Below are 12,135 nucleotides of genomic sequence, written 5' to 3'. Positions count from 1 at the left end.
GAGGCCGGCAGCCCCACCACATCACTCCAGCTCCCTGAGCCGCCCTTCAATAAACCGCCGCTCCGGCTCTTGCTGCGTCAACGCCAACGCCCGTTCATACGCCGACCGCGCCTCGGCCACCCTTCCCAACTGCCGACAAAACTGCCCCCGCGCTGAATGCGCCAGGTGGTAATCCTGCAACTCCCCTCGCGCCAAAATATCTTCAACCACCGTCAACCCCGCCAACGGCCCATCGCGCATGGCCAACGCCACCGCGCGGTTGAGTTCGATCACCGGCGAAGGCACCGCCCGCAGCAGCAAGTCGTACAGGCCGACAATCTGCGGCCAATCGGTCTCCCCCGCCGTCGGCGCTTCGGCATGCACCGCCGCGATCGCTGCTTGCAGGCAGTAAGGCCCGAAGCGCCGAAAGGTCAGCGCGCGCTCCACCAGCGCACAACCTTCGGCAATCATCCCGGCGTCCCACAGCGAACGGTCCTGTTCATCCAGCAGGATCAACTCGCCAGTGTCCGAGGTCCGGGCCGGGCGTCGCGATTCGTGCAACAGCATCAACGCCAGCAACCCCATCACCTCAGGCTCGGGCAACAACTCCACCAGCAACCGCCCGAGACGAATCGCTTCGCGGGTCAGTTCTTCCCGGGTCAGTTCGGCGCCGACAGAGGCCGAGTAACCTTCGTTGAACACCAGGTAAATCACCCGCAATACGCTGTCGAGACGCTCGGGCAACTCAGCCAGCGACGGCACTTGGTAAGGGATTTTCGCGTCACGGATTTTGGCTTTGGCGCGCACGATGCGCTGGGCGATGGTGGCCGGCGCCGAGAGAAAAGCCCGAGCAATTTCTTCCGTGGTCAGGTCGCAGACTTCGCGCAGGGTCAGCGGCACTTGGGCGTCCGCCGCGAGGGCTGGGTGACAGCAGGTGAAGATCAGACGCAAGCGATCGTCTTCCACGTCTTCGTCACTCCAGTCGGCCTGCTCCAGTTCTTCAAGTTGCGCGATCAGCAACGGGCGCGACGCCTTGAAACGCGCACGCCGTCGCAACACATCAATCGCCTTGAAGCGCCCCGTGGACACCAGCCAGGTACGCGGATTGTCCGGCACGCCGTCACGCTGCCAGCGCTCGACCGCGACGAAGAACGCCTCGTGCAAGGCCTCTTCGGCGAGGTCGAAATCGCCGAGCAAACGGATCAGCGTCGCGAGGATTCGCCGCGAGTCTTCGCGGTAGACCTGTTCGACCCGCGCCTTGACCGACTCGGCGGACATCAGTCCGGCATGCCTTCGGTCACCAGCGTCACCAACCGATCCAGGCTCTGCCCCCAACCGTCGTGAAACCCCATAGCCTCGTGGGCTTGCCGATCCTCTTCGCTCCAATGCATGGCGCGAGCGGTGTAGAGGGTTTTGCCGTCCTTGTCTTCGAGGGTTACTTCGGCGCTCATGAACGGTTTGCCCGACGGAATCCAGCCAGGAATAAACGCGTCGGTGAACACCAGCCGTTCCGGCGCGACGATCTCCAGGAACACGCCCATGGTCGGGTATTCCGTGCCATCGGGCGCGCGCATCAGGGTGCGAAATTGCCCGCCTACCCAAAGGTCCATTTCGCACTCCGGCGTGGTCATGCCATGCGGCCCCCACCATTGGGCTAGCAACGTCGGCTCGGTCCAGGCACGGAAGATTTTGCGCCGTGGCGCGTCGATCAAGCGGCTGATCGACAACTCGAATTCGGCAGGCTGTTTTTTAAAGGGTTGCGGGCTCATGCAGATCTCCTGTTTATTTTTGATTGTTCAGGGATTCAACTGGCGAACGGGACGCACCTCGACACAGCCGACCCGGGCCGCCGGGATGTCGCCGGCGACCTGGATGGCTTCGTTAAGGTCCTTGGCATCGATCAGGTAGAAGCCGGCCAACTGCTCCTTGGTTTCGGCGAACGGGCCGTCGGTGATCGACAACTTGCCGTTGCGCATCCGCACGGTGGTGGCGGTCTGCACCGACTCCAGCGCCTCGGCGGCGATCATCCGGCCACTGCCCTGGATCGACTCGGCATAGGCCATGCACTCGGCGTCTTCGGGGCTGTCGGGCAGTGAGTGCAACGCCTGTTCGTTGCTATAAACCAGGCATAGGTACTTCATGGGACTCTCCGTGATCGGCTGATCAACTATGGCTGCTGTTTGATGCTTTGGCGCTTTTTCCGACGAGTAAGCTCCGACTAGTAAGCCCCGACGATCAGGGTTTCAGCTCGAACAGCGCGGCGCCGCTGGTCATGTCGAACGGCGCCGACCAGTGTTCATGCACAATCTGCCAAAGCCCCGCTTCTTGCCGATAGCACTGGGTGCCGCGCATCCAGCAAGCCTGGGTTTCACCCTTGTCATTGGTGCCGCCGCAATGGGCCAGAAAATGGGCGAAGGCAATCTCCTGAGACGGCTCGATATCGATCTCGTGGAACTCGAAAATGTGCGGGCCGGGGCACATTTCCATGCATGCCAGCCAATGCGCGCGATAGGCAGGCTTGCCCTTGAATTGCAGGGCCTTGACCGCGTCGAAGGAGACGATGTCGTCGGCGTACAGGGCCATGACTTTTTCCACGTCTTTGGCGATGACGGCCTGGCGATAGTTTTCGATCAGGTTATGGATTTGGGTTTGCGAGTTCATGCGGGTTCTCCATGGTTTTTGTGGTGAAGACACCTCTAGTCGTTCGGCGTAACGTTGAATCGACAACACAAATAAAAATAATCCAACCACACAAACTCGCTAGAATCCGAAGCCCGTTTACAGTGGAAAAAGGACACTCCAGTGACAGCTCTACTTGTGCCTTACGAAAACCTGGACGCGCTTCAGCGCCAGCAGGTCGAGGCCATCGAAGTACACAAAGAACAAATCAAATTCTCCGGCGACATCCACGGAGCGTTGCACTCCTTGCTGTCCAAACCCAGTCCCGGCGTCAAAGGCTTTGCCTTGCTGGTCGACGGGATTCCCGTCGCCTTCCTGCTGCTCAAACGCCCACCGGCACTCCCGGCCTGGGCCAATGAACACAGCGCCACGTTGCACGCCTTGCAAGTCGATCAACGCGCCCAGGGCAAAGGCTATGGCAAGGCCTGTCTGCAAGCACTGCCCGAGGCGGCGCGCCTGGCGTTTCCGGAAATAAAGGGGATTGAGTTGTCGGTGGATGCGGACAATGAGACGGCGATTGCGCTGTATGCCAGGTTTGGGTTTGTGGATAGCGGCGAGGCGTATAAGGGGCGGATTGGGTATGAGCGGCGGATGGGACTGATCTTTTGATTCAGTGTGGGAGCGGGCTTGCTCGCGAATGCGGTTTCACATTCAACAGAAATGCTGACTGACACTCCGTCTTCGCGAGCAAGCCCGCTCCCACAAGGGTTCTGCGGTGCTTCAGGATTTACAGTTCGAGAACCATCTCATGCCAAGCCATCCCGCCATGGTCCGACGCCGATGGCTTGATGTAGGCGAACCCGAACCCGGCGTACAGCGGGATATGCAGTTCCTTGCACATCAGATGAATGCTGGACTTGCCCAAACCGCGCATCCGCTCAATGAATTCCCCCATCAAGCGCTTTGCCAAACCCTGCCCCTGATAATCCGGGTGCACCACCACGGACATGATCACCACATGCGGTCCGGCCGGGTCGTGGCCGATCAGTTCCTTGAACGCTTCGTCTGACATTTCCACCTCGAACGCCGCACCGGAGTTGATGAAACCGGCTACAACGCCATCGACTTCGGCCACGATGAATCCGTCGGGCCAGGTGGCGATGCGGGTGGCGATTTTTTCCCGGGTGGCGGCTTCGTCGCCTTCGTAGGCCACGGTTTCGATGGCGAAGCAACGGTCCAGGTCGGCGGGGGTGACGTGGCGGATTACGGTGTTCATGGCAGCTCGGTTTCAGCGTTGGAGAGGTGGCAGATCATAGAGGAATAAGGTGTTCATATCGATCACCGCCGACGCCGTAAAGCCTGCGTATAGGCGCTGTCATTGCTCGGTGAATCGGATTATTGGTGGTCCCTGTCTCTGATCATCCATAGGGGGAAACACCATGAGCAGCGTTCAGATCGGCCTTCTTATGCTGTTGGGCATCAGCGCGTTTGGCTTCATTACGTTGTCCATCGACCTGTTGCGGGCGCGACGGTGGAAGCAGGGGAAATAACCCATCGAGAGGCGGACGAGGGGTCCGCCTTTCGCGGTTTTCAATCCTTGAGCGGCAACCAGATTTCCAGTACGCCGGTGTTGAGCTTCGGGTTGAAATCCTCGCTGTAGCGCTCGAACTCCGGGGCATCGGCCGCCTGACGACCGGACTGCGGCAGCCAGGTTTTCCAGATGTATTGAAAGGTGTCGGGCAAGGTGTCCAGCGAGCCTTTGTGCTCGAACACCGCGTAATGCTGGGGCTGGACCTCGACCCAGCGGTATTTGTCCGGCAGGTCGTCGAGTTTGCTGATTTCGACGCCGGCGATGTATTCGAAGCCACCCATGCCGTCGGGATTGCAGCAGATGCCGTAGGTCACTTCGCTTTTTTGACCAGGAATCTTGCCAATCTCGGGGATGAACTTTTCCCAGAGCTCGGGGATTTTTTTGGAGGTTTCCTGGGTAAATCGACCGCCAAGCCCGGCAATGAGCAGGAAGTGCCCGCTCTCGAAGCGTGGCTCGGCCGGTTTGACGCGTGTTTGCTCATCCATGACTCAACTCCTGGTGCAAAAAGGGTGGGTTCGGCTGGGAGTATAGAAGCCTTGCCCGATTCTCCCAGTCAGAGCCCGGGAACCTGCCCGACGGCAGCTTTGCCGATAAACTCGTTATAGCCCGATAGGATCACGTAGACCGCGAAATAGCAGAAGATCGCCGCCGATGCCATGTAGGAGTAGCGCAGCAGCTTGTCGCCCAGCAACTTGCCGCCGTGACTCGCCGCGAAGCACAAAGCGACGCACCACAGCACCCCGGCGCAGAGAAATCCGCTAAGAAACAATGCCGAGCTGAGTGCACCACCGCCGCCGGAACGGGCAATCAGTGTGCCGCCCACGGCGGCGAACCAGAGAATCGCGCTGGGCGAGGACATGGCGAGGAAGATGCCGCGAAAAAACTCACGCCGATGGGAGTTGTGTCCCACCTCCGCGCCCTCGGCCAGCACCGCTTCGTGATGGATCGCCGAGTAGATCATCTTCGCCGCGAAGTACAGCAACAACGCCGAACCACCGATCCACAGCACCCAGCGCACGGTTTCGTATTGCAGCAAAACCGTCATCCCGGCCAGCGCCAGCACAGCGTAGATCAGGTCACCGACACAAGTCCCCAGTCCCAGCGCAAAGCCTTGAAAATAGCCGCGTTGCATCGCCAGCGTAATCATCGCGATGTTGGCCACGCCGATATCCAGGCACAGCGAAAGGCTCAGCAAGAAGCCACTGCTAAATTCCATCAACCCGTTTCCTTCGGAAATTTTTGTTTACACAGACGCTGGACAGTTTGCCACAACAGCCCTTACATTCCGCCACAGGCCACCGCAGTGGCCAGCGTCGCTCGGACGGTTCCGGGCGCTCACGTTATCCGAGGCACCAATGGCTAACCCAGGTTCGCCGCGCCGCTTTGCGCGCATAGATCGACTCCCCCCTTACGTATTCAACATCACTGCCGAGCTGAAGATGGCCGCCCGTCGTCGTGGCGAAGACATCATCGATTTCAGCATGGGCAACCCTGATGGCCCGACCCCGCCGCACATCGTCGAAAAACTGGTGACCGTCGCCCAGCGCGAAGACACCCACGGTTATTCGACGTCCAAGGGCATCCCGCGTCTGCGCCGGGCGATTTCCAACTGGTACAAGGATCGCTACGCGGTCGATATCGACCCGGAAACCGAAGCCATTGTCACCATCGGTTCCAAGGAAGGCCTGGCGCACTTGATGCTGGCCACCCTCGACCAGGGCGACACCGTACTGGTGCCGAACCCGAGCTACCCGATTCACATCTACGGCGCGGTGATTGCCGGCGCCCAGGTGCGTTCGGTGCCGCTGATTCCGGGCGTGGACTTCTTCGCCGAACTGGAAAGCGCGATTCGCGGCTCGATCCCGAAACCGAAGATGATGATCCTCGGCTTCCCGTCGAACCCGACCGCCCAGTGCGTGGAGCTGGATTTCTTCGAGCGCGTGATCGCCCTCGCCAAGCAGTACGACGTTTTGGTGGTGCACGACCTGGCCTACGCCGACATCGTCTACGACGGCTGGAAAGCCCCGTCGATCATGCAAGTGCCCGGCGCCAAGGACATTGCGGTGGAATTTTTCACCCTGTCCAAGAGCTACAACATGGCGGGCTGGCGCATCGGTTTCATGGTTGGTAACGCCGAGCTGGTCAACGCCCTGGCGCGGATCAAGAGTTATCACGACTACGGCACGTTCACGCCGTTGCAGGTGGCGGCGATTGCGGCGCTGGAAGGCGATCAGCAATGCGTCAAAGACATCGCCGAGCAATATCGGCAGCGTCGCAACGTGCTGGTCAAAGGCCTGCATGAACTGGGCTGGATGGTGGAAAACCCGAAAGCGGCGATGTACGTCTGGGCGAAGATTCCCGAGGCGTATGCGCATCTGGGCTCGCTGGAGTTCGCCAAGAAAATGCTCGCTGAAGCGAAGGTTTGCGTCTCGCCGGGCGTAGGATTCGGGGAATACGGGGATGATCATGTGCGCTTCGCGCTGATCGAAAACCAAGACCGGATTCGTCAGGCTGTGCGCGGGATTCGCGGGATGTTTCGGGCGGATGGGTTAGTCACCAAAACCAGCGCCTGATACGTTCTAACTGACATCCGATACCTGATACCTGACACCGTAGGAACGGTGGGAACTGTAGGAACGGTGGGAACTGTAGGAACTGTAGGAACTGTAGGAACTGTAGGAACTGTAGGAGCTGTCGAGTGAAACGAGGCTGCGATCTTTTGACCTTGATCTAAAAACAAGATCAAAAGATCGCAGCCTCGTTTCACTCGACAGCTCCTACAGGGAAACGGGGAAACGGGGAAACGGGGGATACGGGGAATACGAGGAATACGAGGAATACAGGGGATACGGGGAATACAGGGAATACGAGGAATACAGGGAATACAGGGAATACAGGGAATACAGGGAATACAGGGAATTTTATTCACCCACAAAAAAACCGCATCGCTGCGGTTTTTTTGTTTTCGGCAATCGTGTCAGACGAACAGCGACAACAACAGGATAAAGCCCAGCGCCACCACGGACAGGATGGTTTCCATCGCGGTCCAGGTTTTGAACGTCTCGGCCACGGTCATGTTGAAGTACTGCTTCACCAGCCAGAAACCGGCGTCGTTGACGTGGGACAGCACCAGCGAACCGGCACCGGTGGCCAGCACCAGCAGCTCACGGTTCACACCTGGAATCATCCCCACCACCGGCACCACAATGCCCGCGCCAGTAATGGTCGCCACGGTCGCAGAACCGGTCGCGACACGAATCACCGCCGCCACCAACCATGCCAGCAGAATCGGCGAGATCTGTGCGTTCACCGCCATGTGGCCGATCACGTCACCCACGCCGCTGGTTACCAGCATCTGCTTGAAGCCACCACCGGCACCGATGATCAGGATGATCGCGGCGGTCGGCGCAAGGCTCGCGTCCAGCAGTTTCAGGATCTGTTTCGAACCGATGCCCTGGCGATGGCCGAAGGTATACAGCGACAACAGCAACGCCAGCAGCAGCGCCGAGATCGGGTGACCGATCAGGTCCATCCAGCTGCGGAAGAAGTGCCCGTCCGGCAGCGCAACGTCGGCAAACGTCTTGAGCAGCATCAGGAACACCGGCAGCAACACGGTGATCAGGGTGATGCTGAAGCTCGGCAACGTGGCGGCTTGCGGCTCGCGCGCCAGTTGATCGACCAGTTCCTGGTTGGCATGGCCCGGAATGTACTTGGCAATGAACGTACCGAAAATCGGACCGGCAATGATGGCGGTCGGCAGCGCGACGATCAGGCCGTACAGAATGGTTTTACCGATGTCGGCACCGAACACGCCAATCGCCAGCAACGGACCTGGGTGCGGTGGCACCAAGCCGTGCACCGCCGACAGACCGGCCAGCAACGGGATACCGATCTTGATGATCGATACACCGGTACGCCGGGCAACGATGAACACCAGCGGGATCAGCAGCACGAAGCCGATTTCGAAGAACAGCGGAATCCCGACCAGGAACGCCGCGAACATCATGGCCCACTGCACACGCTCTTTGCCGAACGCGCGAATCAGGGTCTGGGCAATCTGATCCGCCCCGCCCGACTCGGCCATCATTTTGCCGAGCATGGTGCCCAGCGCGAGGATGATCCCGACAAAGCCGAGCACACCACCGAAGCCGTCCTGGAACGCCTTGAGAATGGTGCCTACCGGCATGCCGGAGGTCAGGCCGAGGAAGCCGGCGGCGATGATCAGGGCAATGAACGGGTGGAATTTGAACTTAGTGATCAAGACGATGAGTCCGATCACGGTAACCACTGCGTCTAGCAGCAGGAACGACTCGTGGGACATGCCAAACATTAGGGGTGTCTCCTGATTGTTGTTGTTATTAAAGCGGGTAATTCGAAAACCATAAGGACAGCGCTATCTCTTCGAAGAAAACTCATACCGCGAGTTTCAAGCCGTGTTCCAGCCACCAGACATGCGCCTGCTTGGCCAGTTGCTCGACGCTGTGGTTCGAAGCGTCCAGCGCCAGGGTCAGCGGCTCACCAACGGGGGATTCAAGGGTGGCGAACTGACTGTCGATCAAGGTCGACGGCATGAAGTGGCCCGGGCGGTGCGAAACACGCTCGGCGGCGACTTCAGGGGTCAGCTCAAGGAACACGAAGCCCAGGCCCGGCAAGGCGCTGCGCAGTACTTCGCGGTAACTGTGTTTGAGGGCCGAGCAGGTCAACACCGGGCGCTCGCCCTTGGCGTCAACGCGGCGCAATTCGTCGCACAAGCTGTCGAGCCAGCCGGCACGGTCGTCGTCGTTCAGGGGGATACCCGCGCTCATCTTTTCGATATTGGCGGCAGGGTGAAAAGTGTCGCCTTCAATGGCAGTCGCGCCGCTGAGCTGGCACAAGGCTTCGCTGACGCAAGTCTTGCCACAACCGGCAACGCCCATGATGACCAGGGCGGTGATGGGATGATTCATGAAACACCTCAGCGCGCAGACAGCGCTACCTTTGCCAGTTATGACACCAGATCAAAAGCAGAAGTTGCCGACGCCTTTTTGTCATTTTTGTGGGTTGCAGCATGTTCGTTCGCGACGCCGAAGAACGAGGATCAGGCAAACCCCGCTCACGCATTTGCAGCTGCATCGAGACAGCGCTACCTTAGTGCCTTGAATTTTGTTTGGCAAGCCGCCCCGATGACCACCCCTAAAAACGATAAAAATCCACGCACCACTGGCCGCCCTACCCTCAATGAAGTTGCACGCCTGGCCGGCGTCAGCCCGATCACCGCTTCCCGGGCCCTGCGCGGGGTCAGCACCGTGGCCACCGAACTGGTGGAAAAAGTGCAGAAAGCCGCTCTTGAGCTGAATTACGTGGTCAACCCCGCCGCCCGCGCACTGGCCTCGGCCCAGAGCCATTCGGTGGTGGTGTTGGTGCCGTCGCTGTCCAACCTGCTGTTCATCGACACCCTGGAAGCCATTCATCAGGTGCTGCGGCCCAAGGGCTTTGAAGTGCTGATCGGCAACTTCCACTACTCGCGCGATGAAGAAGAAAACCTGCTGCGCAACTACATGGCCTATCAGCCGCGCGGCTTGTTGCTGACCGGTTTTGATCGCACTGAAAGTTCGCGGCGGATGATCGAGGCGAGCAACATTCCCTGCGTGTACATGATGGAACTGGACAGCGCGGCCGGGGTTAACTGTGTCGGCTTTTCGCAACTCGCCGCAGGGGAAACCGCCGCCGAACATCTGCTGTCTCGTGATCGCAAGCGCCTGGCCTACATCGGCGCGCAACTGGATCAACGCACGTTGTTGCGCGGTGAAGGTTTTCGCAAGGCCCTGCAAAAGGCCGGCTTGTACGACCCGGACCTGGAAGTGCTGACGCCGCGCGCGTCTTCTGTCGGTTTGGGCGGCGAACTGTTCCTGCAACTGCTGGCCAGCCATCCGGATGTCGATGCGATCTTCTTCGGCAACGACGACCTGGCCCAAGGCGCACTGCTGGAAGCCATGCGTTGCGGGATCAAGATCCCCGAGCAAATAGCGGTCCTGGGCTTCAACGACCTGCCCGCCTCGGCCCACATGGTGCCGCGCCTGAGCAGCATCAGCACCCCGCGTGAGGCTATCGGCCGGCGCGCGGCGGAGCAAATGCTGACGTTGATGGCGGGTAACTCGGTGGCCAAACCGGTGCAGGACATGGGGTTTGAGTTGAAGGTGCGGGAAAGCACCTGAAGGTTGCGTCCCGCCCCTGTGGCGAGCGAGCTTGCTCGCGCTGGGCTGCGAAGCGGCCCCAAAAAACAGGGGACTGCTTCGCAGTCCGACGGGAGCAAGCTCCCTCGTCACAGGTCAGTGTTTAGTCTTGCGGATCGAGGTTATCCAGCGCTCGATTCACCGCCATTTCCGCCGACAGGATGATCTGCGCAATGCCCAGCGCGGTGTTGCGATGAGGGCTTTCCAGGAGGGTCGCGAAGTCGTTGATCATGACAGTGGCTGAAGCCAGGGATTCACAGGCGTGGGCCAGCAGCGTTTCGTTGTTGATGTCCGCTGAGACGTTGAACATGGGGCTGATCTTGCGCGGCGGGTTTGGGGTTGGTTTGAACATGGTGATGCTCCTAGAGTGATGGAGCTGCCACGATTCGCTGCTAGGCGAAAATAAGGTGACAGCCGTGCGTGGGCTAGCAGACCAGGACTCTAGAACCCGGTAGATCCGAAGATCTTCCCACGCACAGCCGCCATAACGTGAACGGACCACGAACGGTGAACGCATGCGTCTAAAGTACCCGGGCTGCTAGACCCGATCGCTGAATTGGCAGCGACACGGGAACGATAAAGTCCGGACTCCAGGCGCACAAGCCGGCGGATTCTGGCGTAGTTGTAGGCAATGGAGCAAGAAGCTGTAGCCTTTTGAAACCTGCCGAAACTGCTTTCCTACAGCCATTTCCTACACCTCAAGCCGACCGCTGTCCCTGTGGCGAGGGAGCTTGCTCCCGCCGGGCTGCGAAGCGGCCCCAAAAAAGCAGAGGACTGCTGCGCAGTCCAGCGCGAGCAAGCTCGCTCGCCACAGGTTACGCGGCGGACATAAGTCCTACGAAGGCCAACGCGCCTTTCTGCAATGGCTGGCTCTTGAGCCACACGGCATGCACCGGCAGCACCAAGCCATTTTCGATATTCCTGAACCTCAGGCGCTTGAGCCGTCCAGCGTCGAGCAACGGCTGCACCACCGACAACGGAAAATTGCCCCAGCCCAACCCCGCTTCAACCATCTCCAGTGCCGCCGCCAAGGTGTCGGTGCGCCAATAAGACTCGGCCACCAATGGCCGAATTTCGCTGATCGGCAAGTCGCGGCTGGCGACGATGATTTGCCGCACATGCACCAAATCTTCCAGAAACAAATCCTGCCCCTGAAACAACGGATTGTCCGCCGCCAGCGTGGCGATCATCCGTTCGGTGCCGACGAACTGAAACCGCTCCAGCACGTTCATGCTCAACCCGGCGAACGCCAGGCACACGCTGACTCGACCGCTGTGCAACATCGCCAGCACATCGTCCTGAGGCGCGGTCAGCACTTCGATGTCTAGCAGCGGATGACGTTCGGCAATCACCTTGAGCGCGGCCATCACCCGACGCTTGTCGATGTCCGCCACCACGCCGATCGACAGCTTGCTCTCCAGCCCCAATGACAACTCGACCGCATGCACTTGCAACTGCTTGAGCTGTTCAAAAATCAGCCGGGCGTGGGGCACCAGCGCACTGGCCATGGCGGTCGGCACCGGTTCGCGATGGCTGCGGTCGAACAGCGGATAACCGAGTTCGGCCTCCAGATTGCCGATGCCCATGCTCACCGCCGACGGCACTTTGCCCAGCGCCCGGGCCGCAGCGGAAAACGAGCCGCGCTCGATCACCGCGAGAAACAATTCAATGCTGTCGCTGTTGAAACTCATCCGCCGTCCTATCAATAAAACTGAAAGCTACTGACTTTTTCTG

The 12,135-nt window shown here is 59.7% G+C and carries 15 protein-coding genes; 4 read left to right on the top strand and 11 right to left on the bottom strand.

Annotation, left to right across the window (positions count from 1 at the left end; translation table 11 throughout):
* Positions 1-21 precede the first annotated feature (21 nt).
* The 4 genes from NK667_RS02670 to NK667_RS02655 form a co-directional block, all read right to left on the bottom strand.
* Positions 22-1,257 (bottom strand): RNA polymerase sigma factor, encoded by a 1,236-nt coding sequence (locus NK667_RS02670; RefSeq protein ID WP_054613775.1) that lies wholly within the window; start codon positions 1,255-1,257, stop codon positions 22-24.
* Positions 1,257-1,748: an SRPBCC family protein gene (locus NK667_RS02665; protein WP_054044845.1), complete on the bottom strand. Its 492-nt coding sequence runs from the start codon at positions 1,746-1,748 to the stop codon at positions 1,257-1,259. The genes NK667_RS02670 and NK667_RS02665 overlap by 1 nt, the downstream gene beginning before the upstream one ends.
* A gap of 27 nt (positions 1,749-1,775) precedes the next feature.
* Positions 1,776-2,120: a YciI family protein gene (locus tag NK667_RS02660; protein ID WP_054044847.1), complete on the bottom strand. Its 345-nt coding sequence runs from the start codon at positions 2,118-2,120 to the stop codon at positions 1,776-1,778.
* A 94-nt stretch (positions 2,121-2,214) separates the two neighbouring features.
* Positions 2,215-2,640, bottom strand: a complete 426-nt coding sequence (locus tag NK667_RS02655) for a YybH family protein (RefSeq protein WP_054613774.1) — start codon at positions 2,638-2,640, stop codon at positions 2,215-2,217.
* Positions 2,641-2,781: 141 nt separating this feature from the next.
* Here NK667_RS02655 and NK667_RS02650 point away from each other — a divergent pair, with 141 nt between their 5' ends.
* Complete coding sequence (locus tag NK667_RS02650) at positions 2,782-3,267, top strand: GNAT family N-acetyltransferase (RefSeq protein ID WP_054613773.1); 486 nt, start codon at positions 2,782-2,784, stop codon at positions 3,265-3,267.
* 118 nt (positions 3,268-3,385) lie between these two features.
* Here NK667_RS02650 and NK667_RS02645 read toward each other — a convergent pair whose 3' ends face one another.
* The 3 genes from NK667_RS02645 to NK667_RS02635 all read right to left on the bottom strand — a co-directional run bounded on the left by NK667_RS02645 (position 3,386) and on the right by NK667_RS02635 (position 5,405).
* Positions 3,386-3,874, bottom strand: coding sequence for a GNAT family N-acetyltransferase (locus tag NK667_RS02645; RefSeq protein WP_054613772.1), 489 nt, complete (start codon positions 3,872-3,874; stop codon positions 3,386-3,388).
* 314 nt (positions 3,875-4,188) lie between these two features.
* Complete coding sequence (locus NK667_RS02640) at positions 4,189-4,674, bottom strand: GyrI-like domain-containing protein (RefSeq protein WP_054613771.1); 486 nt, start codon at positions 4,672-4,674, stop codon at positions 4,189-4,191.
* A gap of 68 nt (positions 4,675-4,742) precedes the next feature.
* Positions 4,743-5,405 carry a LysE family translocator gene (locus tag NK667_RS02635; protein ID WP_054613770.1) on the bottom strand — a complete coding sequence of 221 codons (663 nt, stop codon included), beginning with the start codon at positions 5,403-5,405 and terminating at the stop codon, positions 4,743-4,745.
* A gap of 139 nt (positions 5,406-5,544) precedes the next feature.
* Between NK667_RS02635 and alaC the strand changes: the two genes are divergently transcribed.
* Both alaC and NK667_RS32735 read left to right on the top strand, forming a co-directional pair.
* The gene (alaC, locus tag NK667_RS02630; protein WP_054044859.1) at positions 5,545-6,762 is read left to right on the top strand and encodes an alanine transaminase; all 1,218 of its coding nucleotides are present in this window, start codon (positions 5,545-5,547) and stop codon (positions 6,760-6,762) included.
* 48 nt (positions 6,763-6,810) lie between these two features.
* Positions 6,811-6,891, top strand: a complete 81-nt coding sequence (locus tag NK667_RS32735) for a hypothetical protein (RefSeq protein WP_413786139.1) — start codon at positions 6,811-6,813, stop codon at positions 6,889-6,891.
* A 275-nt stretch (positions 6,892-7,166) separates the two neighbouring features.
* Here NK667_RS32735 and NK667_RS02625 read toward each other — a convergent pair whose 3' ends face one another.
* Entirely contained in the window at positions 7,167-8,519 is a 1,353-nt protein-coding gene (locus NK667_RS02625) for a GntP family permease (RefSeq protein WP_054044862.1), read from the bottom strand.
* Between the two features lie 82 nt (positions 8,520-8,601).
* Positions 8,602-9,135: a gluconokinase gene (locus NK667_RS02620; protein ID WP_054044864.1), complete on the bottom strand. Its 534-nt coding sequence runs from the start codon at positions 9,133-9,135 to the stop codon at positions 8,602-8,604.
* A 216-nt stretch (positions 9,136-9,351) separates the two neighbouring features.
* Between NK667_RS02620 and gntR the strand changes: the two genes are divergently transcribed.
* Positions 9,352-10,383: an HTH-type transcriptional regulator GntR gene (gene gntR / locus NK667_RS02615; RefSeq protein WP_054613769.1), complete on the top strand. Its 1,032-nt coding sequence runs from the start codon at positions 9,352-9,354 to the stop codon at positions 10,381-10,383.
* 121 nt (positions 10,384-10,504) lie between these two features.
* Here gntR and NK667_RS02610 read toward each other — a convergent pair whose 3' ends face one another.
* Entirely contained in the window at positions 10,505-10,753 is a 249-nt protein-coding gene (locus NK667_RS02610) for a DUF6124 family protein (RefSeq protein ID WP_054613768.1), read from the bottom strand.
* Between the two features lie 463 nt (positions 10,754-11,216).
* On the bottom strand, positions 11,217-12,092 hold the full coding sequence (locus NK667_RS02605; protein WP_054613767.1) for a LysR family transcriptional regulator: 876 nt from the start codon (positions 12,090-12,092) through the stop codon (positions 11,217-11,219).
* Positions 12,093-12,135 lie beyond the last annotated feature (43 nt).

It is taken from the genome of Pseudomonas nunensis (genome assembly GCF_024296925.1).
In the GTDB taxonomy this organism is placed as follows: Bacteria; Pseudomonadota; Gammaproteobacteria; order Pseudomonadales; family Pseudomonadaceae; genus Aquipseudomonas; species Aquipseudomonas nunensis.
This window is presented reverse-complemented; position numbering and strand designations above follow the sequence as displayed.

Excerpts from the sequence above, each read along its gene's own strand:
- NK667_RS02670 (WP_054613775.1), bottom strand. The coding sequence starts at position 1,257 with ATGTCCGCCGAGTCGGTCAAGGCGCGGGTCGAACAGGTCTACCGCGAA.
- NK667_RS02665 (WP_054044845.1), bottom strand. The coding sequence starts at position 1,748 with ATGAGCCCGCAACCCTTTAAAAAACAGCCTGCCGAATTCGAGTTGTCG.
- NK667_RS02660 (WP_054044847.1), bottom strand. The coding sequence starts at position 2,120 with ATGAAGTACCTATGCCTGGTTTATAGCAACGAACAGGCGTTGCACTCA.
- NK667_RS02655 (WP_054613774.1), bottom strand. The coding sequence starts at position 2,640 with ATGAACTCGCAAACCCAAATCCATAACCTGATCGAAAACTATCGCCAG.
- NK667_RS02645 (WP_054613772.1), bottom strand. The coding sequence starts at position 3,874 with ATGAACACCGTAATCCGCCACGTCACCCCCGCCGACCTGGACCGTTGC.
- NK667_RS02640 (WP_054613771.1), bottom strand. The coding sequence starts at position 4,674 with ATGGATGAGCAAACACGCGTCAAACCGGCCGAGCCACGCTTCGAGAGC.
- NK667_RS02635 (WP_054613770.1), bottom strand. The coding sequence starts at position 5,405 with ATGGAATTTAGCAGTGGCTTCTTGCTGAGCCTTTCGCTGTGCCTGGAT.
- alaC (WP_054044859.1), top strand. The coding sequence starts at position 5,545 with ATGGCTAACCCAGGTTCGCCGCGCCGCTTTGCGCGCATAGATCGACTC.
- NK667_RS02625 (WP_054044862.1), bottom strand. The coding sequence starts at position 8,519 with ATGTTTGGCATGTCCCACGAGTCGTTCCTGCTGCTAGACGCAGTGGTT.
- NK667_RS02620 (WP_054044864.1), bottom strand. The coding sequence starts at position 9,135 with ATGAATCATCCCATCACCGCCCTGGTCATCATGGGCGTTGCCGGTTGT.
- gntR (WP_054613769.1), top strand. The coding sequence starts at position 9,352 with ATGACCACCCCTAAAAACGATAAAAATCCACGCACCACTGGCCGCCCT.
- NK667_RS02610 (WP_054613768.1), bottom strand. The coding sequence starts at position 10,753 with ATGTTCAAACCAACCCCAAACCCGCCGCGCAAGATCAGCCCCATGTTC.
- NK667_RS02605 (WP_054613767.1), bottom strand. The coding sequence starts at position 12,092 with ATGAGTTTCAACAGCGACAGCATTGAATTGTTTCTCGCGGTGATCGAG.